This window comes from Brevundimonas sp. GW821-FHT12C05 (genome assembly GCF_058807475.1).
Genome location: NZ_JBXAQS010000001.1, coordinates 934,536 through 957,686, shown reverse-complemented (window position 1 = coordinate 957,686; position 23,151 = coordinate 934,536). Strand labels below are relative to the sequence as shown.

The following is a 23,151-nucleotide window of genomic DNA, read 5'->3' as shown; positions in this document are numbered from 1 at the left end:
GAAACCTAGCGGGAGCCGCCGCGCGGACCCGAGCGCGGGCCCGAGGGGCGCGAGCCGCCGGGACGCGCCGCGCCGCCGCCGGCTGGCTTACCGAAGCCGCGCCCACCCGGCTTGGCGCCCGCGGGTTTGGCCCCGAAGGCCGGCTTGGCCCCCGGCTTGCCCGCTGAGCTGCGAGGCCCGCCGGCGCCGCGCGGCTTGTCGATGAACTGGTCCGCGCGCGGGGTGAAGGCGCGCTTGGGACGCTCGCCCCGGTCGCCGTCCTCGGGCTTGGCCGCGGCGGTGCGTTCGCGGGGCTTGAAGGTCTTGCTGTGCTCGAACTTGGGCTTGGCCTTGGCCCAGCCCTCGCCCTTCGGCGCCCGTCGACCGGTCTCGCCGCCCTCGCCCGAGGCCGCCTCGGCGGCGCGGGTCCGGCTGGGCTTGCGCGAGGGATCGGACATGGCCGAGCCGGACGCGCCCTTGACGATCGGCGCCGAGGTGCGGCGGCCCGGGATCGGCGCGGGCGTCGACACCGTGTTGCCGGTGGGCAGGTTCTCGGGGCGGATGTGCTCGGCCAGCATCTCGCGGATCACCCGCGGGCCGACCTCCTCCACCGAGCCGATCGGCAGGGTGCCCAGCTGGAACGGACCGTAGGCCAGGCGGATCAGGCGGTTCACGGTCAGGCCCAGATGCTCCAGCACCTTGCGGACCTCCCGGTTCTTGCCCTCGGTGATCGAGACGCTGATCCACAGGTTCGCCGGACCGCGCCCCTCGCTGTCGCTCTTCTCGACGGCCTTCTCCAGCCGGGCCTCGATCGGGCCGTAGCGGACGCCGTCGACGGTCACGCCGTCCTTCAGCGAATCGAGTTGCAGCTGGGTCACCCGGCCCCGCGCGCGGGCGCGGTACTGGCGCACCAGTTCGGTCTGCGGCAGCTCCAGCGCGCGGCTCAGTTCGCCGTCATTGGTCAGGATCAGCAGGCCCTCAGTGTTCAAGTCCAGGCGGCCGACCGAGATCACCCGCGGCAGGCCGCTGGGCAGGGCGTCGAACACCGTCGGGCGGTCCTGCGGGTCATTGTGCGAGGTCACCAGGCCGGCGGGCTTGTGATAGCGCCAGACGCGGGTGGCCTGGGCGGCGCCGATGGGCTTGCCGTTGACCGTGATCACGTCGTCGCGGGTCACCAGGGTCGCGGGCGTGTCCAGGATCTTGCCGTTCACGGCCACCTTGCCCAGGCCGATCAGGCGCTCGACCTCGCGGCGCGAGGCGATCCCCGCCCGGGCCATGGCCTTGGCGATCCGCTCGCTGCGCTTGGGCGCCTCGTCGGCGGCGGGCTTGCCGCCGGGCTTGGAGCCGAACTTGCCGGCGGGCTTGTCGCCGCCCGGCCCGTCCTTGCGGGGGCCCTTGGCGAAGGGCTTGCCCTTGGCGGGGCCGCGCTCGCCATCGGCGCTCTCGACGCGCTTGACGTAGGGTTTGCGGGGGCCGTCGCGGTCGCCGTCTTGACGCGGGCGCGGCTTCTTGTCGTTGTCTCGGGGATGGAAGGCCATGATGAGCGGTTCATGCACATGGCCTTGGCCTGTGCGCAAGCGGCGGCGGACGCGGGCGAGACCCCCGTCGGCTGCGTCATCGTCGATGAATCCACCGGAGAGGTCGTCGCGGAAGGCCGAAACGGCCCCATCGGCGCCCACGATCCGACCGCCCACGCCGAGATCGTCGCCATGCGCGCGGCGGCCCAAAAGCTGGGCAACTACCGGCTCACCGGCCTGACCCTCTATGTGACGCTGGAGCCCTGCGCCATGTGCGCCGGGGCCATCAGCCACGCCCGCATCGGTCGCGTGGTCTGGGGCGCGGACGATCCCAAGGGCGGCGCCGTCGCCCACGGCCCGCGCTTCTTCGACCAGCCCACCTGCCACTGGCGGCCCGTCGTCGAGGGCGGCCTTCTGGCGGCCGAGGGCGGCGACCTGCTGCGCGCCTTCTTCCGCGCCCGGCGCAAAGGAACAGCGGCGGACACGGCGCGTTGATCCGCCGACCCCGTAACGGCAAGGCTTGTTCCGCATGAAGACCCTGATCGCCCCGGCCCTCGTCATCCTGATGGCGGCGGCCGCCTGCGGACCGAAGCCTTCCGAGGCTCCGACCGACGGCGATTCGGTCCGCGACCGAGCGCAGGAGGCCCAGACCGCGCGCCGCCGCACCGGCGCCGAGCTTCAGGACCGCGCCCTCAACCGGGTGATCCGCACCGTCTACCTGTGCGCCAACAGCGAGCGCCTGTCGGTCGACTTCGACAATCCGCGCCAGATGGCCACCGTGCGCAACTCCGGCGGCGAGGCGGTCGACCTGTTCCAAGAACGCTCGGCGGACGGCATCTGGTATCGCGCCTCAGGCTATGAGTTACGCGGCAAGGGCATCCTGGCCACCTGGACCGCCGACGGCCAGCCGCCGACCGACTGTCGCGCGGTGGACTAGAAGGCGGCCAGCCGGGCGTCCAGACGGGCGCGCACCTCAGGCCAGTCCTCATCCAGGATCGCGAACTGGGCCGTGTCGCGAATGCGGCCGGTGAAGGTGATCTTGTGCTTGCGCAGCACCCCCTCGTCCCGCGCCCCCAGCTTGCGGATCGCCGCCCCGCTCCTGGGATTGACGGCGTCGGTGACGATCTCGACCCGCACCGCCCCCGCGTCGAAGGCGTGACCCAACAGCAGGCGTTTGCACGCCGGATTGACCGGCCCGCCCCGCGCCTCGGGCCGGTAGAAGGTCGAGCCCAGCTCGCAGCGGCGATAGTCGGGCTTGATCTCATACAGGCTGGTCGTGCCGACCAGCAGGCCGTCGGCCTTGCGCCGGACGGCCCAGGCGATGCGGCTCCCCGCCGCCATGGCGGACAGGGCCGAGGCCCACCAGTCCTCGAAATGGGGGCCGTAGGCGGCGCTGACCATGATGTCCCAGGCCGCCGGATCGCAGTCCAGCGCCGCGCGGACCTCGTCCTTCAGCGCCTCCGTGAACGGCTCCAGATGCACGAAGCGGTCCTGCAGGACCTCCGTCCGCAGGATCATCGGGCTCACGCCGCGCCCTCGGCCTTCAGGAAGGCGGTCAGGGCCGCGCGGTCGACGTTCTTGTCCACGAAGCTGTCGCCGATGGCGCGGGCCAGGACCAGGGTCAGGCGCCCGCCCTCGGCCTTCTTGTCGCCCGCCATGCGCTGGATCAGAGCCTCGGCCTTGAAGCGCCCGGCCTCGCTCAGCCGGACCGGCAGCCCCGCCGCCGCGGTCACCGCCTCGACCCGGTCGGCGTCCGCCTGCGCGCAGACCCCGGTCGCGACCGAGAAGCGGAAGGCCATGGCGCAGCCCAGCGCCACCGCCTCGCCGTGGGTCAGCAGGTGCTCGTCAAAGCCCAGCTCGGCCTCGATGGCGTGGCCGAAGGTGTGGCCCAGGTTCAGCAGGGCGCGCTTGCCCGCCTCCTTCTCGTCCTCGCCGACCACGGCGCTCTTGATCTCGACCGAGCGGACCACCGCCCGCTCCAGCGCCGCCGCATCGCCCTTGGCCCCCGCCGCGCCCTCTCCGGCCAGCCAGTCGAAGAAGGCCGCGTCGCAGATCAGGCCGTGCTTCAGCACCTCGGCCCAACCCGAGCGCAGCTGACGCTCCGGCAGGGTGGCCAGCACGTCGATGTCGGCCAGCACCAGCCGCGGCTGGTGGAAGGCGCCGATCAGGTTCTTGCCGCGCGGGGTGTCGATGGCCGTCTTGCCGCCGACCGAGCTGTCGACCTGGGCCAGCAGGGTCGTCGGGACCTGCACGAAGTCGATTCCGCGCATGTAGAGCGCCGCCGCCAGGCCGGCCAGGTCGCCGACCACGCCGCCGCCCAGCGCCACCACCACGTCGCTGCGGTCCAGGCCGAAGGCCAGCATCCGGTCCAGCACCCGTTCCAGCTCGGCGAAGGATTTGGAGCCTTCCCCCGCCGGAACGGCCAGCAGTCGGGCGCGCACGCCCGCGTCGTCCAACGCCTTCAGCACGGCCGGACCGTGGATGTTGGCCACCGTCTCGTCAGTCACCACCACGGTGCGGCCCTTGGCCAGCGGAGCCACCCGCGCGCCGAGTTCGCCCAGCAGGCCGCGCCCCACGACGACGTCATAGGGGCGGAAGTCCCCGCCCGAGACCGGAACCGTCGTCGTCACGTCTTCGCCTCCACCGCCCCATGGGCCTTGAGCGCCTGCACGATGGCCTCGACCGCCTGCGCATGCGCGCCGCCGGCCACGTCGACCGTCACATCGGCCTCGCCGTAGACCGGATAGCGCGCCTCGGCCAGCGACTGCAGCGCCTCGAGGGGATCACGGCCGCGCAGCAGGGGCCGGGTGTCCCGCCGCGCCACCCGTTGTGCGATGGTCTCCAGGTCGGCGCGCATCCACACCGTCACGGCGTTGGTCTTCATCAGGGCGCGGGTCTCAAGGTTCAGCATCGCCCCGCCGCCGGTGGCCAGCACCAGGCGGGGGCCTTCCAGCAGGCGGCGCATGACCCGCGCCTCTCCGGCCCGGAAATCGCCCTCGCCCAGGCTGGCGAAGATCTCGGACACCGTCATGCCCGCCGCCGCCTCGATCTCGATGTCGCCGTCCGCGAACGGCAGGCCCAGCCGCCGGGCCAGCCGCCGCCCCACCGTCGATTTCCCCACCCCCATCAGCCCGACCAGGGCTATGGTGCGCTCATGCAGCGGAATCGCTTCGGAATCGGTCATCGCCGGCCTCGCGGATGCGGGCGGCGGGCGAACGGCAGGGAGGAAGGGCGCAGGCACGTCATGGTTCCCGTCACCTCTACACGAAGCGGCGCTCCGGCGAAGGGGGCGCGGTGAGCAGCCCCCAGATCGAGGCCTTTCTGGAGATGATGGCGGTCGAGCGCGACGCCTCGCCCCACACCCTGTCCGCCTATGGCCGCGATCTGGCCGACGCCGAGGGCGGGATCGACGGCGGACTGCTGACGGCGGACGAGACGGCGGTCGAAGCCTGGTACGCCGGTCTGGCCGCCCGGGGCCTGTCCCCGGCCACCCAGTCGCGCCGCCGCGCCGCCGTGCGCCAGTTCTACCGCTTCGCCCTGGGGGAGGGCTGGCGAACGGACGACCCCTCACGCCGGCTCGACGCCCCGAAACAGGGCCGTCCCCTGCCCCACACCCTGAGCCGCGAGGAGATCGAGCGCCTGCTGGCCGCCTCCGCCGCCCGCGACGGGGCCGCCGGAATCCGGTTGGTGGCGCTGGTCGAGCTGGCCTACGCCTCGGGCCTGCGGGTCTCGGAACTGCTCGCGCTCAAGGTCGAGGCCGTGCGCCGCGATCCCGCCTGGCTGATCGTGCGCGGCAAGGGCGGCAAGGAGCGGCTGGCCCCGCTCAACCTCTCGGCCCGCGAGGCGGTGAAGGCGTGGCTGACCGTCCGCGACGCCGCCCGCAAGCCCGAAACGCCCGACAGCCCGTGGCTCTTCCCCTCCCCGGTCGGCCGGAACGCCCTGACGCCGCGCCGTTTCGCCCAGTTGCTGGATCAGGCGGCCATCGACGCCGGCGTCGATCCGGCCAGGGTCAGCCCCCACGTCCTGCGCCACGCCTTCGCCACCCACCTGCTGGAGGGCGGCGCCGACCTGCGCATCGTCCAGACCCTGCTGGGCCACGCCGACATCTCCACGACCCAGATCTACACCCATGTCGCCACCGACCGGCTCAGCCAGATGGTGCGGTCAAAACACCCGCTTGCGAGGGACGACTGAACCGCCGCTTGCTCACCGGCGTTGACCTGACTAGGTTCCGCCGCCTTCCGATGCGCCGCGCGGCGCGCCAGTTCCGGACGCCTTGATGGCCACGCACTACCTCGAGTTCGAAAAGCCGATCGCCGATCTGGAGGCGAAGATCGAGGAGCTGTCGCTGCTCGCCTCGACCGCCGGCTCGTTCGATTCCGAGATCGACGGCCTCAAGAAGAAGGCCGACCAGCTCCGCAAGAAGATCTACGGCGGGCTCGATCCGTGGATGAAGACCCAGGTCGCGCGCCACCCGCAGCGGCCCCACTTCGTCGACTACGTCGAGGGCCTACTGACCGACTTCGTCGAGCTGAAGGGCGACCGGCAGTTCGGCGACGACCAGGCGATCCTGGGCGGCCTGGCGCGTCTGCGCGGCCGTCCGGTCGTGGTCATGGGCCACGAGAAGGGTCACGACACCCAGACCCGCATCACCCACAATTTCGGCATGGCCCGGCCCGAGGGCTATCGCAAGGCGGTTCGCCTGATGGACCTGGCCGAGCAGTACGGCCTGCCGGTGCTCACCTTCGTCGACACCGCCGGCGCCTATCCGGGCCTCGGCGCCGAGGAACGCGGCCAGGCCGAGGCCATCGCCCGCTCCACCGAGCGCGGCCTGACCCTGGGCGTCCCCTCCATCGCCACCATCACCGGTGAAGGCGGGTCGGGCGGGGCCATCGCCATCGCCGCGGCCAGCCGCGTGCTGATGCTGGAACACTCGATCTATTCGGTCATCTCGCCCGAAGGCGCCGCGGGCATCCTGTGGCGGGACGGCACCCGGGCCCGGGACGCGGCCATGGCCATGAAGATCACCGCTCCGGACCTGATGGAACTCAAGATCGTGGACCGCGTGATCGGCGAGCCCGTCGGCGGCGCCCATTCGGACCGCGACGCCGCCATCCAGGCGGTCGGCGACGTGTTGATCGAGGAACTGGACGCCATGGCGGGCCTGTCGCCCGACCAGCTGCGCAAGGCGCGGGCGGACCGTTTCTATGCGATCGGTCGCCTCGGCTAGGCTTCGCCGTTAACCTTCTGAATACCGCCTGCTGCCAAGCCTTTTCACGCTTCGCGGGATTGAGTCGCACCCGCCATTGTGGAGTACGGCATGAGTGCGCTGGAGGGGTTGCGCGAAAGCGCGGTGATCAATCTGACCGGCGCCGTGACCATGGTCGTCGACGATTCGCCGTTCGGTCTGGACATCACGGCCAGCGCCCTGCTCGGCTTCGGCATCAAGACCCGCTACGCCTGCCACAGCGCCGCCGAAGCCATTGAAATCCTGAAGGACCATCCGATCGACCTGCTGGTCGTCGATACCGAGATGCCCGACATGGACGGCTATGAGCTGGTCCGCTGGCTGCGCCGCTCGGGGCTGGACCCCAACGCCTTCGCCCCCGTGATCATGACCGCCACCCACGTCCGCCGCTCGCGCGTGACCGAGGCGCGGGACTGCGGCGCCAACTTCGTCATCACCAAGCCGTTCAGCGCCGCCGGTCTGCTGGAGCGAATCGTCTTCGTCGCCCGCGACACCCGGCCCTTCCTCGAGGTCGGCGACTACTTCGGCCCCGACCGCCGGTTCCGAGAAGGCCGTCCGCCGGACGTGGAACGCCGCGCGGACGTCCTGCGCAAGCAGCGGCACGCGGCGGAGAAGGCCGCCGCCCTCGCGGAGCAGGGCGAATGACCGTCATCACCCACAACCGGCGCCGGTCTCGCCTGTCCAAGATCATCGACGAGGCCGGCGGCGTCAGCATCGGCACGGCCCTGACCAACGCCAAGGCCAATCTGGAGGCGCTTCAGCCCCGTTGCGCCGCCGAGGTGGCCGACCGGGTCGCCGAACTGGCCGCGATCGTCCCGCCGGAGACGCCGGAGCAGGCGACGGCCGCGTTGGGCGTCGCCTATCGAACGGCCAACGGCGTCATCGACAGCGTCGGCCCGTTCGGCATGGACGATATCCGCGCCGTCGCCCTGGGCCTGTGCGACCTGATCGACGCGGTGACGCCCGAACGGCCCTTCGACTGGCGCGTCCTGCCCGTCTACGCCCAGTCGCTGCAGCTGCTGCTGGCCCTGTCCGAGGACGCGGAGGCCCGCCGTCAGGTGCGCGAAAGCCTGGACAAGATGGTCGACCGGAAGCTGGGGCAGCCCAGCTAGACCATTTTTGCTTCAGGTCGGATCGACCTGAATCCAAAAAATGGTCCAGCATCAAACTGGAGCGAAATCTGAGCCGAGTTGGACTGCGTCCAACTCAACCGATTTCGCTCTAGACTGGAACCCCGGTCCGCGCGCCGCGCGTCTGCTTGCGCCACAGGGCCGCATACTCGCCGCCCTGACGCGCCACCAGCTGATGGTGGGCGCCGCGCTCGACGATCCGCCCGGCCTTGAGCACCAGGATCTGGTCGGCGTCGGCTATGGTCGACAGGCGGTGGGCGACCACCAGGGTGGTGCGCCCCGTCCGGGCCTTGCGCAGGGTCTTCTGGATCGCCGCCTCGGTGCGGCTGTCCAGCGCGCTGGTGGCCTCGTCCAGGATCAGGATGCAGGGATCGGCCAGCAGGGCGCGGGCGATGCCGACGCGCTGGCGCTCGCCGCCCGACAGCTTCAGGCCACGCTCGCCCACGACGGTGTCCATCCCGTCCGGCAGCTGGCCGATGAACACCGCCAGCTCCGCCGCCTCCGCCGCCGCCCAGATGGCCGCCTCGTCCGCGTCGGGACGGGCGAAGCCGATGTTGGCGCGCAGGGTGTCGTTGAACAGGGCCACGTCCTGCGGCACCAGGGCGACGGCCGCGCGCAGGCTCTCCTGCGTCACCTCGCGCACGTCCACGCCGTCGATCAGCACCTGCCCTTCCTGCGGGTCCAGCAGGCGCAGGGCCAACTTCACGATCGTGGACTTGCCCGAACCGGACGGCCCGACCAGCGCCGTTGTGGTGCCCGGCTCGGCATGGAAGCTGACGTCCTCCAGCCCGTTGGCGCGGGCGTCGTGGCGGAAGCCGACGTGCTCGAAGGTCAGTGCCGCGCCGTTGACGCCCACGGCGCGGGCCAGGGGGCGGGCGTCGGGCGCATCGGCCACCTGCGGCGTCTGGCGCGTGACCTTCAGCATCTCCTCCATGTCGATGAAGGACTGGCGGATTTCCCGATAGGCGAAACCCAGGATGTTCAGCGGCGCGTAGAGGCTGATCATGATCAGCACCGCCGCGGTCACGTCGCCCGGTCCCATCCGGCCCGCCGCCGCCTCGAACCCAGCCATGACCGCCATGACGCCGAGGCCGACGTTCATGATCACCGCCTGGATGACGTTCAGCAGAGCCAGCGAGCTGTTCGCCTTCAGCGCCGCCCGGGTGTAGTCGCCCAGCGCCGCATCGTAGCTGCGCGCCGCCCGCGCCTCGGCCCCGAAGGACTTGACCGTCTCATAGTTCAGCAGGGCGTCGACCGAGAGGCCCGCCGCCTGGGTGTCGGCGGCGTTCATGATCCGGCGGTGCTCGATCCGCCAGTTCGACAGGGCGAAGGTCGAGACGGCGTAGATCGCCACCACGGCCACGGCGACCGCGCCGAAACGCCAGTCGTACTTGCCCGCCAGAACCCCGGCCGCCAGGACCAACTCCACGCCGGTGGGCACCAGGTTGAAGGCCAGGATCCTCAACAGGAAGTCCACGGCCCGGGAGCCGCGATCCATGGTCCGAGACAGCGAGCCGGACCGCTTGGTCTGGTGGAAGTCCAGCGACAGGCTCAGCGCATGGGCGAAGGTCTCGGTCGCCGCCGTGCGCTGCGCCGCCGAACGGACCGGCGCGAAGACCACGTCCGAGGCGTTGGGCGCGATGGCCGACAGCAGGCGGACTACGGCCCAGCCCAGGGCGAAGGCCGCGAAGCCCAGGCCGATGGCGACCTCGGCCCCCTGCCCGGCCGCCAGATGGTTGACCGCCGCCCCCAGCACCAGCGGCGCCAGCACGCCCAGTCCCTTGCCGGCCAGGGTCATGCCAATGGCCGCGACCAGGCGCAGTTTCAGCTGCGGCGCGTTCGATCGGCCGACCAGACGCAGCAGGTCGGCCAGCGCCTGCAGGGTCGGCGGCCCGTCGACCGGCGCGGTCACGCCGGCCTGAGCCGCCTTCGCTTCAGAGCCTTGCCGTCGCCCGGCCCCGCGTTCGCCTCTCATCGCCATGCCCGGCATATGGCCCCATGGGCCGCCGGACGGAAGGGCGGACGGACGCTCAGCCCCCGCGACCGCCGTGCTTGGCGTACTCCAGCCGCGCGATGGTGCGGTTGTGGACCTCGTCCGGACCGTCGGCCAGGCGCAGGGTGCGAACCCCCGCGTACAGCTCGGCCAGCGGGGTGTCGCCCGACACGCCGGCGCCGCCGAAGGCCTGGATGGCGTCGTCGATGATCTGCAGGGCCATGCGCGGCGCGGCGACCTTGATCTGGGCGATCTCTGACTTGGCGTTCTTGGCGCCGGCCTGGTCGATCATCCACGCGGCCTTGAGCACCGACAGGCGGCACATCTCGATGTTGATGCGGGCGTCGGCGACGCGCTGTTCCCACACCGAGTGCTCGGCGATCTTCTTCTTGAAGGCCGTGCGGCTCAGCAGGCGTTCGACCATCAGGTCCAGCGCATGCTCGGCGGCGCCGATGGTGCGCATGCAGTGGTGGATGCGGCCCGGCCCGAGGCGGCCCTGGGCGATCTCGAAGCCCCGGCCCTCGCCGGCGATCAGGTTCTCGACCGGCACGCGGACGTTCTCCAGCACCACCTCGGCGTGGCCGATCGGGCGCTCGTCATAGCCGAACACCGACAGCATCCGCTCGACGCGGAAGCCGGGCGTGTCGGTCGGCACCAGGATCTGCGACTGCTGCTGGTGGGTGGCGGCGCCGGTGTCGGTCTTGCCCATCACGATGGTGATCGCGACGTTCGGGTGGCCCATGTTGGTCGACCACCATTTGCGGCCGTTGATGACGTAGTGGTCGCCGTCGCGGACGATCGAGGTCTCGATGTTGGTCGCGTCGGACGAAGCGACGGCCGGCTCGGTCATCAGGAAGGCCGAGCGGATGTCGCCGGCCATCAGCGGCTTCAGCCACTTCGCCTGCTGCTCGGGGTTCCCGTACATGTGCAACACTTCCATGTTGCCGGTGTCCGGAGCGTTGCAGTTGAACACCTCGGCCGTCCACAGGTGGCGGCCCATGATCTCGGCTAGCGGGGCGTATTCGAGGTTGGTCAGGCCCGCGCCGTGGTCGCCGGGCAGGAACATGTTCCAGAGGCCCGCTTCCTTGGCCTGGGCCTTCATCTCTTCCATGGTCTTCGGCTGGACGGTGTGGTCGGCCCTGACCTCGGCCCAGTAGTCCGCCGAGCGGGGCAGGACCTTCTCGTCCATGAAGCGCTGCACGCGTTCCTGCCAGTGCAGGCCCTTGTCGCTGTGACGGAAATCCATGGTCGTCCTCCGGTACAAGAACGGCGCGGCCCTCTTCCGGGACCGCGCCGCAAAAATCAGATCGTGGTCTTCAAGCTCAGCGCTTCAGCAGCGCCGGCAGCTTCTGGGCGATCATCATGTCGCCCGTGATCTTCAGCTTGCCCTGCATGAAGGCCATCATGCCGTCCAGCTTGCCTTCCGACATGGCCATGAAGTCGTCCCAGCTCATGGTGACGGTGGCGTCGGCGGGCTTGTCGTCGTTCGTGACGGTGTTCGGCGACGAGGCGCCGTCGATGAAGATCTTGCCGGCGTCGCCAAGGTCGATCTTCACGGTCTTGCCCAGACCGGAATTGTCGCCCACGGCGCCGCGGATGTGTTCGGTGACTTGAGCCAGATCGGCCATGAGCGTCTCTCCATAGGGACGGTTGAGCTTCCGACCTAGACCTCGCAGGCGCGGCTGCCAAGATCACGCCGGGTCAAGTTCACGCCATCGCTTGCAAAGATGTCAGTAGAAGGCGTTGTCGCGGTCCAGTCCGGGCGAGGTCACGGGCGCTCCGGCCGCGCCCCGCGCAGCCTGTTCGGCCTGGATGCGATCCAGCCGCTCCTGCCGCGCGCGACGCTCCGCCGCATAGTCCGGGCCGGGCGTGTCGAAGCCGAACCGGCCGCCTTGTGGTTGGGGTTGGACCTGGGTCGGCGACACGACCGCCTCGCCGCCCGCCCATGTCGTCGGTTCCGGTGTGCGCAGGGGCGGCAGGGGCTCAACCCAGGCGGTCTGGTAGCCGGGATCATAGACATCCTCTCCCGCGGCCTGCGGCTGGATGGCGACATGGGTGTAACCGTCGACCAGTTCGCCGACCTCCATGGTTCCGCCGGGCTGGACCTCGGGTTCGACCGGCGCGACGACCTCAACCGCCATGCGGGAGCCGCCGATCGGCGCCGCGCCGGGCAAGGGCGCACGCAGCGCCAGCATACCCGCCCCCGTCACCGCCACGGCGACCAGCGGGACGACGGCCATCCACGGGCGGAAGCCCGGACGGCGGCGTGATGTGGCGGGATCGATGGACATGAGGCGGCTCCGCGAAGGAAAGGCGCGAACCGGCGTTTGGTTCGCGCCCCGCCCTAGGAACCGCCCGCCGATCAGTCCGCGGGGTTACGCTCGCGCTCCAGCCGCCGCTCCAGCAGGACCTCATACTTGTCGGCATAGGCCCGGCAGGCGGTCGGGTCGATGAAGGGATTGGGCGTCGTCCCCTGCCGCAACTGCGCCAGCCGCACGTCCCCGCCCGACTGGTCCGGATGAGCCGTCAGCAGGATGTCGCAGGGCATGGTCCGCAGGCTGTCGAAGGTCCGCCGGAAACCGTCCAGCAGCGCCCGGTTCGCCGGATCCGAAAAGCGATAGCCGTCGGCGGCGATGGGGTTCAGGCTGGAGCCGAACACCACGGCCTTGCAGTCCGCGCCCTCGCACGACCGCCAGCTCCAGCTCATGCTGCCCGGCGTATGCCCCGGCGTGGCCCGCGCGGTGATCTCGACCTCGCCCAGCCGCAGGATCTCGCCGTCGCGAAGCGCGCGCACCCGCTCCACCGCCGGGAAGGGCTCCAGCCAGGCCGCCTGCGGGTCATCGGCCCCGCTGCGGCCCCGGCGCAGCACGGCCGCGGCGGCCGGACTGGCGATCACCGTCGCGCCGGTGTCACGGGCCAACGCCGCCAGACCGCCCGCATGATCGTAGTGGGGCTCGGTGCTGAGGATGTATTTCACGTCCTCGATCCGGAAGCCGAGCCGGCGGATGTTGTCCTCGATGGCCGGAACGGCCTGCGGCAGGGCGCCGTCGATCAGCACCAGCCCGTCCGACGTCGAGATCAGGGCGACGTCGAGGCCGGAGAAGCCCACAAGATAGGTATTGCCGTACAGCTTCACCGGCATCTCCACGCCCAGCCAGCGCCGCGCATATTCCGGCGCGATGGGCTGCATCAGCGGGTCCTGCCCGGGGGCGGTCTCCTGCCTCGCTCCCGGCGGCGTTTGGGGCTCCTCCGCCTGCGCACAGCCCGCCATCACGGCGGCAAGGGCCATGGCCGCAAGGCCTGAAACTCGTCTCATCACGCTCTCCCGAAAAGGTTGGATGCCAATGAGGATGCGAACCGGGCGCCCGCCGCACAAACCATCATATCTGGACAAAGCCATGAGATGATTTCATGCCAGAGCCATGGATCGCGCCCAACTGCCCCTCAACGCCCTTCGCGCCTTCGAGGCGGCGGCCCGACACCTGAACTTCACCCGCGCCGCCATCGAGCTATGCGTCAGCCAGGGCGCCGTCAGCCATCAGGTCGCCCAACTGGAGCAGCGACTGGGCGTGACCCTGTTCCGCCGCCTGCCGCGCGGCCTGGCCCTGACCGATGAGGGGCAGGCCCTGGTTCCGGTGCTGGCGGACGCCTTCGACCGGGTGGGCGCGACGCTGGACCGTTACGCGGGCGGGCGACTGCAGGAGGTGCTGACCGTCGGCGTGGTCGGCGCCTTCGCGGGCGGTTGGCTGTTGCCGCGCATGGACGCCTTCGCCCGGGCTCATCCGCACATCGACCTGCGGATCATGACCAACAACAACCGGGTCGATCTGGCCGGCGAGGGGCTGGACCTGGCCGTCCGCTATGGCGACGGGGCCTGGCATGGAACCCACGCGGAGCCGATCCTGAGCGCGCCGCTGACGCCGCTGTGCGCGCCCTCGGTCGCCGCCCGCCTGAAAGGTCCCGCGTCGCTGACCGGCGAAACCCTGATGCGGTCCTATCGCGCCGACGAATGGACCCGCTGGTTCGAGGCCGCGCAGGCGCCCTGCCCGCCCCTGCGCGGCCCGGTCTTCGACAGTTCGGTGCTGATGACGGCCGCCGCCGCCTCGGGCCTCGGCGTGGCGCTGGCGCCCGCCGCCATGTTCACGCGCGACCTGGCCGCCGAGCGTCTGGTCCGGCCCTTCGACATCGACGTCCATCTGGGCGGCTACTGGCTGACCCGGCTGAACTCGCGGCCCGACAGCCCCGCCATGGCGGCCTTCCGTGAATGGACGCACGCCAAAGCGGCCCTCGAGCTCCGCGAGATTCGGTCCGCGCAACCCTGACCGCACACGTCCGGAGCGCGGCGGATCGCCGCCCCGCGGGGCGTTCTTCAGCTCTGATCAGGGGAAGGTTCTGGCGGAGACGGAGGGATTCGAACCCTCGGTACCCCTTACAGGGTACGACGATTTAGCAAACCGTTGCCTTCAGCCACTCGGCCACGTCTCCGGCAGGCGGCGTGCTTAGCCGAGCATTTCGGACGGCGCAACGGGTCAGACGCATGCGAGCGTTAACGGGACAGTCAGTCGGGTTGTGCATGATGTGCGAGAACTCTTCGTCCGAGCATGATGACCGACGCCGCGAGCCGCCTCTCCAGCCCTGACGCCCCGTCGCTTCGTGCGGCGGCGGCACGCCCGTCGTCAGCGCGCCCGGCGGCCGCGAGCGCGAGCGACGACGGCGGAGCCGCCCGGCGTGGCCCCTTCCGGCCCGAGGTCTGGCTGAACGCGCGCCAGCGGCACGCCTCGCGCCTGGCCGCCCACTATTTCCGCGCCTTCGACGTCCTGGCCGTGGTCGGCATCACCCTGCTGTGCGCCTGGGCCGCCTCGCCCGGCGTGCTGGTGCATGCCGAGGTCTCGCGCATCGCCCCCTTCGCCCTGGGCGCCGGGACCATTCTGGCCCTGCTGCGCTCGCTGGGCCGCTACCGGTTCTCGCGCGGTCAGAAGACCACGACCCATCTGCTGTCGGTCGCCGCCGTCTGCGCGGTCGGCGCCGCCGTCGCCTTCGCCTCGGGCGCCCTGCTGCGTCCGGGCGCCGGAGCCCAGTGGACCGCCTGGACCGTCTGGGCCGGGCTGACCTTCGCCGCCCTGATCGCCCTGCATATGGGGTGGAGCGCCCTGGTCGCCCGCTGGCGCGCCACGGGCGCCCTGACGCCGAACATCGTGCTGGTCGGCGCCACCCGCCACGCCGAGGCCCTCATCCGCGAGGCGCTGAAGCGCCGTGACCTGAACGTGCTGGGCATCTTCGACGACCGTCTGGCGCGCAGCCCCCGGGCCATCGAGGGCGTGCCGGTGCTGGGCGCCGCCGACGACCTGCTGACCCACAAGATGACGCCCTATGTCGACCGCGTGGTGCTGGCCATCGATCCCAAGGCCGAGGCCCGGGTGCGCGACCTGACCGCCCGGCTGGGCGCCCTGCCCAACGAGGTCACCCTGCTGGTCGAGCCGAATGGCGAACAGGAGATGGCGTCCGCCCTGGACCGCCTCGCCGCCGCGCCCCTGGCCGACATCCAGGGCTCGGTCGACGCCGACCGCCGCGCCTTCAACAAGCGGCTGCAGGACCTGATCGTCGGCCTGATCGCCTTCGTGCCGCTGGCTCCGGTCATGGCCCTGATCGCGGTGGCCATCCGTCTGGACAGCCCCGGCCCGATCCTGTTCCGCCAGCGCCGCCACGGCTTCAATCAGGAAGAGATCGTGGTCTGGAAATTCCGCTCCATGCGGCAGGAGGCGGCCGACGCCACCGCCAGCCGCCAGGTCACCCATGACGACGACCGCGTCACCCGGGTCGGAAAATTCATCCGCAAGACCAGCCTGGATGAACTGCCGCAGCTGGTGAACGTGATCACCGGCGAGATGTCGCTGGTCGGCCCGCGCCCCCACGCCATCGGCATGAAGACCGGCCACGTCGAGAGCGCGCGCCTGGTCGCCGAATACGCCCATCGCCACCGCATCAAGCCCGGCATGACCGGCTGGGCCGCCGTCAACGGCTCGCGCGGGCCGCTGCACACCGCCCAGGACGTGCGCCGCCGGGTGCAACTGGATATCGACTACGTGGAGCGCCAGAGCCTGTGGATGGATCTGTGGATCATGGCCGTCACCATCCCCGTCCTGCTGGGCGACCGTTCGGCGATCCGGTGAGCCGCTAGATGTTCTGGAAAGGCGTCTGGGGCTACCTGCCGGCCAATATCGTGCAGGGCGTGGTCGGCTTCCTGACCATCGTCCTCTTCACCCGTCTGCTCAGCCCCGAGGACTTCGGGCGCTACGCCCTGGCCTTCTCGGTCATGACGCTGGCCCATGTGGCGGTGTTCAGCTGGCTGGAAGCCTCGATGGCGCGGTTCTGGGCCGCCGAGAGCGGGGCTTCGCTGCAGGGCCATTTCGCCAGCCTGTACCGCACCGCCTTCGGGCTCAGCCTCGTGTTCCTGGTGGTCGTCGGCGTGGGCCTGTGGCTGTGGCCGACGGACCTGCTGTTCAAGACCGCCCTGGCCGTCGGCCTGGCCGGCGCCCCCGCCCGCTGCCTGATGAAGCTGGGCCAGGAGCGTTTCCGCGCCGCCGGAGAGGTCCGCAAGGCCGCCGGCTTCGACATGGCGGTGTCCATCGGCAGCCTGGTCATCGGCGTCGGCTTCGCCCTGGCGGGCGCGGGCGGCGCGGCGCCGCTGCTGGGCCTGGGCCTCGCGCCGCTGCTGGCCCTGCCCTTCGTCCTGCCCGGCGAGCTGAAACAGGCGCGCGAGGGCCGGTTCGAACCCGAGCGGATGCGGAACTATGCGCTGTACGGCTACCCCATCGCCATGTCGCTGGCCCTGACGGTGGTGCTGTCCTCGACCGACCGCTTCCTGCTGGCCGCCTTCATGGACGAGGCGGCGGTGGGCGCCTATCACGCCGGCTATTCGATCGCGAACCGCACCCTCGACGTCCTGTTCCTGTGGCTCGGCTCGGCGGGTCAGCCGGCGCTGGTCATGGCTCTGGAGCGCGGCGGGGCGGATCGGCTGAAGATCGCCGCCCGCGAACAACTGTCCACCTTCCTGCTGGTCGGCCTGCCCGCCGCCGCCGGAGTGGCCCTGGTCGCCCGTCCGCTGGCCGAGGTGCTGATCGGTCAGGACCTGCGCGTCGCCGCCGCCTCGATCACGCCGTGGATCGCCCTGTCGGCCCTGCTGTACGGCCTGACGGCCTACTATTTCGGCCAGGCCTTCACCCTGGGCCGCAAGACCAAGCACCTGCTGATGGCCATGGCCATTCCAGCGGGCGCCAATGTGATCCTGAACCTGATCCTGGTGCCCCGCTTCGGCGTCATGGGCGCGGCCTGGGCGACCGCCGCCAGCTTCGGCCTGGGCATGCTGGCCACCATGGCGCTGGGCCGCCGCGTACTGCCCCTGCCGGTGCCGTGGGAGGCCCTGGTCCGCTGCGGCGTCGCCATGGCCGTCATGGCCGCCGCCGTCTCGGTCCTGCCCCCCATCGGCGGCGTGTTCGAACTGGCGCTGGACGCCACCGTCGGCGCGGTCGTCTATGCCGCCGTCGCCCTGACCATCAACGCCGCCGGGGTCCGCGACGTGGCCCTGCGCCTGATCGCGCGCCGCCGCGCCGGAAAGGTCGCCGCATGAAGACGCCCGCTCCCAAGGTCTCCACCTCCAAGGTGAAGATCACCGACAATGCCGCGCGCAAGGCCGCCCGTCCGGCGGTCTCGGTCCTGATCCCCTTCCTGCGCGACGATCCGGCCGAGCTGCTGCAACTGCTCGACGAGGAGGCCGCCTCGGTCGACGGGGCGGTCGAGATCGTCGTGCTGGACGACGGCACCGCCGACGCCGACCTGACCGCCCGCCTGGTCGCTCAGGTCAAGACCATGGCCCTGCCCGCTCGCCTGATCACCCTGCCCGCCAACGAGGGCCGCGCCATCGGGCGCAACCGGCTGGCCTCGGCCGCGCGCGGCGGCAGCCTGCTGTTCCTCGACAGCGACATGCGGCCTGACCATCGCCGCTTCCTGCGTGACTGGGCCGATCTGGTCTCGCGCGAGGATCCGGCCGTCGCCTTCGGCGGCTTCTCCCTGCTGCAGGCTCCGACCGACGCGAAATTCCAGGTCCACCGGGCCATGGCCGCCAAGTCCGAGTGCGTGCCCTATACCGAGCGCGCCAAACAGCCCGAGAAATACGTCTACACCTCCAACCTGCTGGTTCGCCGCGACGTGTTCGAGGCCGAGGCCTTCGACCCGGGCTTCACCGGCTGGGGCTGGGAGGATGTGGAGTGGGCGATGCGCGTCTCCCGCCGCTTCCGCGTCGTCCACTTGGACAACCCGGCCACCCACATGGGTCTGGACACCGTCCAGGCGCTGGCGGGCAAGTATGAGCAGTCGGCCCCGAACTTCGCCCGCATGGCCGCCCGCCATCCGGAGATCGTCGCCGCCTATCCCAGCTACAAGGCGGCGAAACTGCTCAAGACCCTGCCCGCCCTGCCCCGGCTGCGGGCCCTGATGCGCCGCGTCGCCGGAATGGAGCGCCTACCGGTCGCCGCGCGGGCCTTCTCCCTGCGCCTGTACCGCGCGGCCCTGTACGCGGACGCGGTGTGATGGGCGACGTCGCCGTCATCGTCCCGACCCTGCGGCGGCCCGAGAGCCTGGAGCGCGCCCTGCGCTCGCTGTTCGCCCAGACCGGCGTCGAACAGCGGGTTTCCGCCATCGTGGTGGTCGACAACGACCCGACCGCCTCCGCCGCCCCCCTGATCGAGACCCTGAAGGCGCAGAGCCCCTGGCCGCTGATCTATGTGTCGGAGCCGACACCCGGCGTGGCCCGCGCACGCAACGCCGGACTGGCCGCCACCGACGCCCCCCTGATCGCCTTCCTCGACGACGACGAAGCCGCCTCGCCCGGCTGGCTGGCCGCCCTGCTGGCCGCGCAGGTCCAGACCGGCGCCGACGCCGTCTTCGGCCCCATCACCGGTCGCGCCCCCGAGGCGCAGGCGTGGCTGAAGCCCTATCTCGAACGCTTCTTCGGCCGCGAAGGCCCGGCGACGACCGGTCTGATTGACCACCCGTGGGGTTGCGGCAACTCCCTGCTGGTGCGGGCCACCGCCCTGCCCGGCGACGCCCCGTTCAGCGCCTCGGCGGACCATACGGGCGGCGAGGACGACGTGCTGTTCGCGGCGCTGTCGGCCCGGGGCGGCCGTTTCGGCTGGGCCGCCGACGCCTGGGTCGAGGAGTTCGCCCCCGCCCACCGCGCCACCCTGAGCTACGCCCTGACCCGCGCCTTCGCCTATGGGCAGGGCCCCAGCCAGACCGCCGCCGCTGCGCGCAACTGGCCCGGCGTCCTGCGCTGGATGGTGATCGGCGCGGCGCAGGCCGTCGTCTGGGGCGCGGCCTCGCTGGTCCTGACCCTGATCGCCAGCCCGAAGCGCGCCGAGATATACGACCGCACGGCGCGCGGGATCGGCAAGCTGTTCTGGATGAAGGGCTTCGAGCCCCAGTTCTACGGAACCGCCGAGGTCGCCCGGCTGGAGCGGGTCTAGAGCGAAATCGGTCGAGTTGGACGTCGTCCAACTCGGCTCAGATTTCGCTCCAGTTTGATGCTGGACCATTTTTTGGATTCAGGTCGTCCCGACCTGAAGCAAAAATGGTCTAGCCCGTCAGGCGGCGCAGGAAGGCCGGCGGATTGTAGGTCGAGCGGTTGACCACCACGCCAGCGATCTTGCCGCCCACGGCCTCGATCTCGTCGCGCAGGATCAGCGGGTCGCCCGCCGCGGCGCCGCCCGCCGCCACCACCAGCACCGTCGCATCGACGAAGGGCGCCAGGGTGATGGCCGTGTCGCTGCGGTCGGCGGCTGGAGAATCGATCACCACGGTGTCGGCGTGGCGGCGCAGGGCGTCCCAGTAGCGGGCGTCGCCCAGCACCTCGGCCCGCTGGCCCGAGCGCAGGTGTTCGCCGGCGAACCGGGTGCCCCACAGCCGCCCGCCCAGGAAGGGCCGCGCCGTGACCAGCCGCGCCGGATGCACCGGCTTGCCCTCGCGGTCGGTGACGCGCGGGGTGATGGCGAAGAAGATGGAACCGTCGGGCGTGGCCATGGCGGCCTTGCCCGCGCGGCCGAAGCGTTCGGGCTCGGCGGCCATGGCCTCGACCTGTCCCTGCTGCGCCAGATCGGCGTCCACCAGCCAGACCGGGCGGCGGGCGCGCACGGCGGCCAGACGGGCGTACTCACGCGCGACGGTGGAGGCGCCCTCGCCGGTATTGGCTGAAACGATCTGGATCACGCGGCCGCGATGGCCCGGCGCCGGACCCAGCGCCGCCCAGAGAGCCGCCATTTCGGACGTCAGATCGACCATCGAATCGTTACGCGCCTGTCTTCAGCCTGAACGCTACCACGGCTCCCGCCCGCCTCATCGGGCCTTCATCGGGGCGACGGCCAGAACCGGCATGTCCAGCGTGCGGCCGGTCGACGCGGGGGTGACGTAGCCCCGGCGCGTGAACACCCGCAGCAGGCCGATGCACAGGGCGGTGAAGCCGGCGAACAGGAAGACGGCGGCCAGCAGCGGAACCTTCAGGCTCTTGCCCTTGGTCGGAGCCTCGGCGCGGGCGATGACGGTGACGTTGTCGGCGCCGGCGGCGACCAGGGCGCTGTCGGCGCGGGCCTCGGTCTCGCGTTGCTGGAACTCGCGCACCTTGGCGGTCAGCACCTCGCGATTGCCGGCCAGGGTCGAGTTGGTCGATTCCAGCTGGGTCAGGTGCGACTGCCGCTCGCGCAGGGTGTTGAGCTGCCCCTCCAGCACCGACAGCCGGGCGCCGAGGGCGTCGCGGTCGGCGGCGGCGTTGATGCGGGCGGTCTCGATCTCGGTGAAGATGGTGCTGGGCCCGGTGCGGACCTCCTTGGCCCCCACCGTCGTGCCCGTGGCCACATAGGCCTGCAGCTGGGCGATGCGCTGGTCGATGTCGCGCACCGGCTGGGCGTCCTCGGTATAGCGCGCCAGCAGGTTCTCACGCTCGGTGCGCAGCGTCAGGATCTGGTCCTGGGCCGAGATGTTCAGGTCCTGCTGCAGCACCACCTCGGAGGGCTGCTGGGCCAGCTGGGCCTCCAGGGTGCGCAGGCGCTGCGAGGCCTGATTCAGCTGGGCGCGGACCGACAGGGTCTCGGCGAAGGTGGTCTGGTAGGTCGCCGCCAGCGTGGCCTTGGCGGTCGCGAAATCGCCGATGTCATTGGACTGCAGGAAGGCCTCGTAGGCGTTGTCGGCCTCGCCCAGCTCACCCTCGAAGGCCTCGCGCTGGGCGGTGAAAGCCGGGCTGGCGCGATCGCGGAACACGGCGCGGCGCTGGATCAGATACTGGTCGATGACGGCGTTCAGCACCCGCGCGGCCCGCTCGGGGTCGCCCGCTTCATAGGAGACCGAGATGATGGCGCTGGCGGGGGTCGTGCCGACGCCCAGGCCGCCGTCGAGCGCCTTCAGCGCGGCGGTTTCCTTCTGGGCCGGGGTTCCCTTGGCTTTCGGGCCGAGGATGGCGTCGGCGCCGAGCACCTCCACGGTGCGACGCTTGACCTCCAGGCTGCCGAGGATCCGCGCCTCGGCCTGGGCCACGGCCGAGGCCTCCAGCGGCTGGCCGGTGCGGTCGCTCAGGCCGACGCGCGGCTGGTACACATACTCCTGCCCCGCGCCCGCATAGACCGTGGAGGTGGCCGTATAGGTCTTCTTGAGCGTCAGCACCGCCGCCATGCCCAGCGCGAACACGGCCAGGAAGATCACGATCATCAGCAGCAGTTCGCGGAACAGCAGGCCGACGATGTCAGCGAAGCCGTAGCGCGGCCGGACTGTCGTGTAGGCCGTCGTGCGCATTCGGGCGGACTGATTCCATCAAACGGGACTGTGAACCTCAGACTTCGCCTACCCGCGTTAACCATGGGTTACCCATAACCCTCCACCTTGCCGCCAACACCGCTTTCGGGAGCGATTCCGCCATGTCCATTGACCGCCGCCTGATGCTCCTCGGCCTTCTCGGCGCGAGCGGGGCCCTGGCGGGCTGCGGCGGGATGTCAGGCGGCGACGATTCGCGCCTGCCCCTGCCCGCCGCATCCGGCGCCGGCGGCGGCCGGGTCGAGCGGGTCAGCCGCACCTCCTTCCCCGAGATCGGCTTCTCCGACTGGTCGGACGACGAGCCGGAATACGTCCTGTACCCGGGCGACGAGATCGAGATCGCGACGCCGACCGCCGTCGAGCTGACCCGCACCCAGCGCATCGGGCCGGACGGCCGGATCTCCCTGCCGCTGGTCGGCCAGCTGATGGCCGCGGACCGCACCATCGCCGAACTGGAAGCCGACGCCTCGACCGCCTACGCCAGCCAGCTGCGCCGCCCGACGGTCGAAGTGACGCTGAAGACGGCGGGTCCGATCCGGGTCTGGGTCGGCGGCGAGGTCCGCACGCCGGGCATGATCGAGATGACCGGCGATCTGGACGCCTATCAGGCGGTCATCCAGGCGGGCGACTACCTGCCGGGCGCCAAGCAGGACCAGGTCGCCCTGATCCGTCGCGGCCGCAACGGCTCGCGCATGCTGCGGGCGGTGGACCTGCGTCCGCGGCGCGGCGAGGTCGTGGCCCTGCGGCGCGGCGACATCATCTATGTGCCCCGCACCGAACTGGCCGAGGTCGCCAACTGGGTCACCCAGTTCCGCAACGCGCTGCCGATCGGATTCACCTACGCCATCGGCGGGCAGTACCAGAACTTTTAAGGGGCGCTAGCGCTCGCGACGCGGTCGCTCGCTGCTTGAGCGCGGATCAGCTCGTCTTCGGTCGTGATCGGCCATGCGCGAAGCGCCAGGCCGCGTCGGGTCGGGAGGTCCCGAAGGGCCGACGACCGCGGCCCACCAAGACAGGCGAGCCGCCGTCAGGCGGCGAGTTTCACCACGCCGGCGTCGATGTAGCGGCGCGCGGCCTTCTGGGCCTCGCTGATCTCTTCCTGCTCCATCTCCTGGCTCATCTCGCGGCGGTAGACGCGCGCTTCGACGGAGCCCTTCATGGCGGCGAGGTTGAAGATCATGTGGGCCGAGACGCGGTCCATGGGACAGCCGTTCTGGCCCGTGGAATACATCATGCCCAGACGGAACAGGTCGTCCCCGTTCATGTCCGCGGTCGGCAGGGGCAGAGCCTCTTCGACCATCTCAGGCGCCGTTTCTTGCGCGTTCATCACCGTGTCTCCGGTTCGCAGGCCGTTCTGGCCTCGTCCTGTGACCCGAGTGAAAGACCCGCGGTTTGAATACAGAGTTAACAGCGCGCGCCCGGAGCGTCTTTTCA

24 protein-coding genes and 1 tRNA gene are annotated in these 23,151 nt (G+C 70.9%); 12 read left to right on the top strand and 13 right to left on the bottom strand.

The window, feature by feature from the left end; all coding sequences use genetic code 11:
• Positions 1-5: 5 nt before the first annotated feature.
• On the bottom strand, positions 6-1,517 hold the full coding sequence (locus tag AC1RRF_RS04580) for a pseudouridine synthase (RefSeq protein WP_492833231.1): 1,512 nt from the start codon (positions 1,515-1,517) through the stop codon (positions 6-8).
• Here AC1RRF_RS04580 and tadA point away from each other — a divergent pair.
• Together tadA and AC1RRF_RS04570 are read left to right on the top strand one after the other, a co-directional pair.
• Complete coding sequence (gene tadA, locus AC1RRF_RS04575; RefSeq protein WP_492833229.1) at positions 1,506-1,991, top strand: tRNA adenosine(34) deaminase TadA; 486 nt, start codon at positions 1,506-1,508, stop codon at positions 1,989-1,991. The two genes, AC1RRF_RS04580 and tadA, sit on opposite strands and share 12 nt — an antisense overlap.
• Positions 1,992-2,025: 34 nt before the next feature.
• Positions 2,026-2,433, top strand: a complete 408-nt coding sequence (locus AC1RRF_RS04570) for an MliC family protein (RefSeq protein WP_492833227.1) — start codon at positions 2,026-2,028, stop codon at positions 2,431-2,433.
• Here AC1RRF_RS04570 and AC1RRF_RS04565 read toward each other — a convergent pair.
• Genes AC1RRF_RS04565 through AC1RRF_RS04555 form a run of 3 tightly spaced genes read right to left on the bottom strand, consistent with a single transcriptional unit; the run spans position 2,430 to position 4,680 of the window.
• Complete coding sequence (locus AC1RRF_RS04565) at positions 2,430-3,014, bottom strand: GNAT family N-acetyltransferase (protein WP_492834139.1); 585 nt, start codon at positions 3,012-3,014, stop codon at positions 2,430-2,432. The genes AC1RRF_RS04570 and AC1RRF_RS04565 overlap by 4 nt on opposite strands.
• A 5-nt stretch (positions 3,015-3,019) precedes the next feature.
• Positions 3,020-4,126 (bottom strand): 3-dehydroquinate synthase, encoded by a 1,107-nt coding sequence (gene aroB, locus AC1RRF_RS04560; protein ID WP_492833225.1) that lies wholly within the window; start codon positions 4,124-4,126, stop codon positions 3,020-3,022.
• Positions 4,123-4,680 carry a shikimate kinase gene (locus AC1RRF_RS04555; RefSeq protein WP_492833223.1) on the bottom strand — a complete coding sequence of 186 codons (558 nt, stop codon included), beginning with the start codon at positions 4,678-4,680 and terminating at the stop codon, positions 4,123-4,125. The genes aroB and AC1RRF_RS04555 overlap by 4 nt, the downstream gene beginning before the upstream one ends.
• A 110-nt stretch (positions 4,681-4,790) precedes the next feature.
• On the opposite strand from AC1RRF_RS04555, the gene AC1RRF_RS04550 reads away from it, so the two are divergent.
• The 4 genes from AC1RRF_RS04550 to AC1RRF_RS04535 all read left to right on the top strand — a co-directional run bounded on the left by AC1RRF_RS04550 (position 4,791) and on the right by AC1RRF_RS04535 (position 7,856).
• Positions 4,791-5,690, top strand: coding sequence for a site-specific tyrosine recombinase XerD (locus AC1RRF_RS04550; protein ID WP_492833221.1), 900 nt, complete (start codon positions 4,791-4,793; stop codon positions 5,688-5,690).
• 85 nt (positions 5,691-5,775) lie between these two features.
• Positions 5,776-6,726, top strand: a complete 951-nt coding sequence (locus AC1RRF_RS04545) for an acetyl-CoA carboxylase carboxyltransferase subunit alpha (protein WP_492833219.1) — start codon at positions 5,776-5,778, stop codon at positions 6,724-6,726.
• Positions 6,727-6,816: 90 nt separating this feature from the next.
• Positions 6,817-7,389, top strand: coding sequence for a response regulator (locus AC1RRF_RS04540; protein WP_492833217.1), 573 nt, complete (start codon positions 6,817-6,819; stop codon positions 7,387-7,389).
• Positions 7,386-7,856, top strand: coding sequence for a chemotaxis protein CheE (locus tag AC1RRF_RS04535; protein WP_492833215.1), 471 nt, complete (start codon positions 7,386-7,388; stop codon positions 7,854-7,856). The genes AC1RRF_RS04540 and AC1RRF_RS04535 overlap by 4 nt, the downstream gene beginning before the upstream one ends.
• A gap of 109 nt (positions 7,857-7,965) precedes the next feature.
• Here the strand turns inward: AC1RRF_RS04535 and AC1RRF_RS04530 are convergent, their stop codons facing one another.
• From AC1RRF_RS04530 to bla, 5 genes are all read right to left on the bottom strand, one after another.
• Positions 7,966-9,849, bottom strand: coding sequence for an ABCB family ABC transporter ATP-binding protein/permease (locus AC1RRF_RS04530; protein WP_492833213.1), 1,884 nt, complete (start codon positions 9,847-9,849; stop codon positions 7,966-7,968).
• Between the two features lie 55 nt (positions 9,850-9,904).
• Positions 9,905-11,113: an acyl-CoA dehydrogenase family protein gene (locus tag AC1RRF_RS04525; protein ID WP_492833211.1), complete on the bottom strand. Its 1,209-nt coding sequence runs from the start codon at positions 11,111-11,113 to the stop codon at positions 9,905-9,907.
• A 76-nt stretch (positions 11,114-11,189) separates the two neighbouring features.
• Positions 11,190-11,495 carry an SCP2 sterol-binding domain-containing protein gene (locus tag AC1RRF_RS04520; RefSeq protein ID WP_492833209.1) on the bottom strand — a complete coding sequence of 102 codons (306 nt, stop codon included), beginning with the start codon at positions 11,493-11,495 and terminating at the stop codon, positions 11,190-11,192.
• 102 nt (positions 11,496-11,597) lie between these two features.
• Positions 11,598-12,158, bottom strand: a complete 561-nt coding sequence (locus AC1RRF_RS04515; RefSeq protein WP_492833207.1) for a hypothetical protein — start codon at positions 12,156-12,158, stop codon at positions 11,598-11,600.
• 71 nt (positions 12,159-12,229) lie between these two features.
• A complete protein-coding gene (gene bla, locus AC1RRF_RS04510) occupies positions 12,230-13,183 on the bottom strand; it encodes a subclass B3 metallo-beta-lactamase (protein ID WP_492833205.1) in 954 nt (317 codons plus the stop codon).
• A gap of 106 nt (positions 13,184-13,289) precedes the next feature.
• Between bla and AC1RRF_RS04505 the strand changes: the two genes are divergently transcribed.
• Positions 13,290-14,189, top strand: coding sequence for a LysR family transcriptional regulator (locus tag AC1RRF_RS04505; protein WP_492833203.1), 900 nt, complete (start codon positions 13,290-13,292; stop codon positions 14,187-14,189).
• 71 nt (positions 14,190-14,260) lie between these two features.
• Here AC1RRF_RS04505 and AC1RRF_RS04500 read toward each other — a convergent pair.
• A tRNA-Ser gene (locus tag AC1RRF_RS04500) sits at positions 14,261-14,352 on the bottom strand.
• A 119-nt stretch (positions 14,353-14,471) separates the two neighbouring features.
• Between AC1RRF_RS04500 and AC1RRF_RS04495 the strand changes: the two genes are divergently transcribed.
• The 4 genes from AC1RRF_RS04495 to AC1RRF_RS04480 are packed head-to-tail and all read left to right on the top strand — an operon-like array spanning position 14,472 to position 19,388.
• Positions 14,472-16,037 carry an exopolysaccharide biosynthesis polyprenyl glycosylphosphotransferase gene (locus tag AC1RRF_RS04495; protein WP_492833201.1) on the top strand — a complete coding sequence of 522 codons (1,566 nt, stop codon included), beginning with the start codon at positions 14,472-14,474 and terminating at the stop codon, positions 16,035-16,037.
• An 8-nt stretch (positions 16,038-16,045) separates the two neighbouring features.
• Positions 16,046-17,494: a lipopolysaccharide biosynthesis protein gene (locus AC1RRF_RS04490; RefSeq protein WP_492833199.1), complete on the top strand. Its 1,449-nt coding sequence runs from the start codon at positions 16,046-16,048 to the stop codon at positions 17,492-17,494.
• On the top strand, positions 17,491-18,453 hold the full coding sequence (locus tag AC1RRF_RS04485; protein ID WP_492833197.1) for a glycosyltransferase family 2 protein: 963 nt from the start codon (positions 17,491-17,493) through the stop codon (positions 18,451-18,453). Before AC1RRF_RS04490 ends, AC1RRF_RS04485 begins: the two co-directional genes overlap by 4 nt.
• Complete coding sequence (locus AC1RRF_RS04480) at positions 18,453-19,388, top strand: glycosyltransferase (protein ID WP_492833195.1); 936 nt, start codon at positions 18,453-18,455, stop codon at positions 19,386-19,388. Before AC1RRF_RS04485 ends, AC1RRF_RS04480 begins: the two co-directional genes overlap by 1 nt.
• Before the next feature lie 109 nt (positions 19,389-19,497).
• On the opposite strand, the gene AC1RRF_RS04475 is transcribed toward AC1RRF_RS04480, so the two are convergent.
• A complete protein-coding gene (locus tag AC1RRF_RS04475) occupies positions 19,498-20,199 on the bottom strand; it encodes a P-loop NTPase family protein (protein ID WP_492833193.1) in 702 nt (233 codons plus the stop codon).
• A 54-nt stretch (positions 20,200-20,253) separates the two neighbouring features.
• Positions 20,254-21,699 (bottom strand): GumC family protein, encoded by a 1,446-nt coding sequence (locus tag AC1RRF_RS04470; RefSeq protein WP_492833191.1) that lies wholly within the window; start codon positions 21,697-21,699, stop codon positions 20,254-20,256.
• Positions 21,700-21,821: 122 nt separating this feature from the next.
• Between AC1RRF_RS04470 and AC1RRF_RS04465 the strand changes: the two genes are divergently transcribed.
• Positions 21,822-22,589, top strand: a complete 768-nt coding sequence (locus AC1RRF_RS04465) for a polysaccharide biosynthesis/export family protein (RefSeq protein WP_492833189.1) — start codon at positions 21,822-21,824, stop codon at positions 22,587-22,589.
• A gap of 155 nt (positions 22,590-22,744) precedes the next feature.
• On the opposite strand, the gene AC1RRF_RS04460 is transcribed toward AC1RRF_RS04465, so the two are convergent.
• Positions 22,745-23,044, bottom strand: a complete 300-nt coding sequence (locus tag AC1RRF_RS04460) for a sel1 repeat family protein (RefSeq protein WP_291836381.1) — start codon at positions 23,042-23,044, stop codon at positions 22,745-22,747.
• Positions 23,045-23,151: the final 107 nt, after the last annotated feature.

Excerpts from the sequence above, each read along its gene's own strand:
- tadA (WP_492833229.1), top strand. The coding sequence starts at position 1,506 with ATGGAAGGCCATGATGAGCGGTTCATGCACATGGCCTTGGCCTGTGCG.
- AC1RRF_RS04580 (WP_492833231.1), bottom strand. The coding sequence starts at position 1,517 with ATGGCCTTCCATCCCCGAGACAACGACAAGAAGCCGCGCCCGCGTCAA.
- AC1RRF_RS04570 (WP_492833227.1), top strand. The coding sequence starts at position 2,026 with ATGAAGACCCTGATCGCCCCGGCCCTCGTCATCCTGATGGCGGCGGCC.
- AC1RRF_RS04565 (WP_492834139.1), bottom strand. The coding sequence starts at position 3,014 with ATGATCCTGCGGACGGAGGTCCTGCAGGACCGCTTCGTGCATCTGGAG.
- AC1RRF_RS04555 (WP_492833223.1), bottom strand. The coding sequence starts at position 4,680 with ATGACCGATTCCGAAGCGATTCCGCTGCATGAGCGCACCATAGCCCTG.
- AC1RRF_RS04545 (WP_492833219.1), top strand. The coding sequence starts at position 5,776 with ATGGCCACGCACTACCTCGAGTTCGAAAAGCCGATCGCCGATCTGGAG.
- AC1RRF_RS04540 (WP_492833217.1), top strand. The coding sequence starts at position 6,817 with ATGAGTGCGCTGGAGGGGTTGCGCGAAAGCGCGGTGATCAATCTGACC.
- AC1RRF_RS04535 (WP_492833215.1), top strand. The coding sequence starts at position 7,386 with ATGACCGTCATCACCCACAACCGGCGCCGGTCTCGCCTGTCCAAGATC.
- AC1RRF_RS04530 (WP_492833213.1), bottom strand. The coding sequence starts at position 9,849 with ATGAGAGGCGAACGCGGGGCCGGGCGACGGCAAGGCTCTGAAGCGAAG.
- AC1RRF_RS04525 (WP_492833211.1), bottom strand. The coding sequence starts at position 11,113 with ATGGATTTCCGTCACAGCGACAAGGGCCTGCACTGGCAGGAACGCGTG.
- AC1RRF_RS04520 (WP_492833209.1), bottom strand. The coding sequence starts at position 11,495 with ATGGCCGATCTGGCTCAAGTCACCGAACACATCCGCGGCGCCGTGGGC.
- AC1RRF_RS04515 (WP_492833207.1), bottom strand. The coding sequence starts at position 12,158 with ATGTCCATCGATCCCGCCACATCACGCCGCCGTCCGGGCTTCCGCCCG.
- bla (WP_492833205.1), bottom strand. The coding sequence starts at position 13,183 with ATGAGACGAGTTTCAGGCCTTGCGGCCATGGCCCTTGCCGCCGTGATG.
- AC1RRF_RS04505 (WP_492833203.1), top strand. The coding sequence starts at position 13,290 with ATGGATCGCGCCCAACTGCCCCTCAACGCCCTTCGCGCCTTCGAGGCG.
- AC1RRF_RS04495 (WP_492833201.1), top strand. The coding sequence starts at position 14,472 with ATGACCGACGCCGCGAGCCGCCTCTCCAGCCCTGACGCCCCGTCGCTT.
- AC1RRF_RS04490 (WP_492833199.1), top strand. The coding sequence starts at position 16,046 with ATGTTCTGGAAAGGCGTCTGGGGCTACCTGCCGGCCAATATCGTGCAG.
- AC1RRF_RS04485 (WP_492833197.1), top strand. The coding sequence starts at position 17,491 with ATGAAGACGCCCGCTCCCAAGGTCTCCACCTCCAAGGTGAAGATCACC.
- AC1RRF_RS04480 (WP_492833195.1), top strand. The coding sequence starts at position 18,453 with ATGGGCGACGTCGCCGTCATCGTCCCGACCCTGCGGCGGCCCGAGAGC.
- AC1RRF_RS04475 (WP_492833193.1), bottom strand. The coding sequence starts at position 20,199 with ATGGTCGATCTGACGTCCGAAATGGCGGCTCTCTGGGCGGCGCTGGGT.
- AC1RRF_RS04470 (WP_492833191.1), bottom strand. The coding sequence starts at position 21,699 with ATGCGCACGACGGCCTACACGACAGTCCGGCCGCGCTACGGCTTCGCT.
- AC1RRF_RS04465 (WP_492833189.1), top strand. The coding sequence starts at position 21,822 with ATGTCCATTGACCGCCGCCTGATGCTCCTCGGCCTTCTCGGCGCGAGC.
- AC1RRF_RS04460 (WP_291836381.1), bottom strand. The coding sequence starts at position 23,044 with ATGAACGCGCAAGAAACGGCGCCTGAGATGGTCGAAGAGGCTCTGCCC.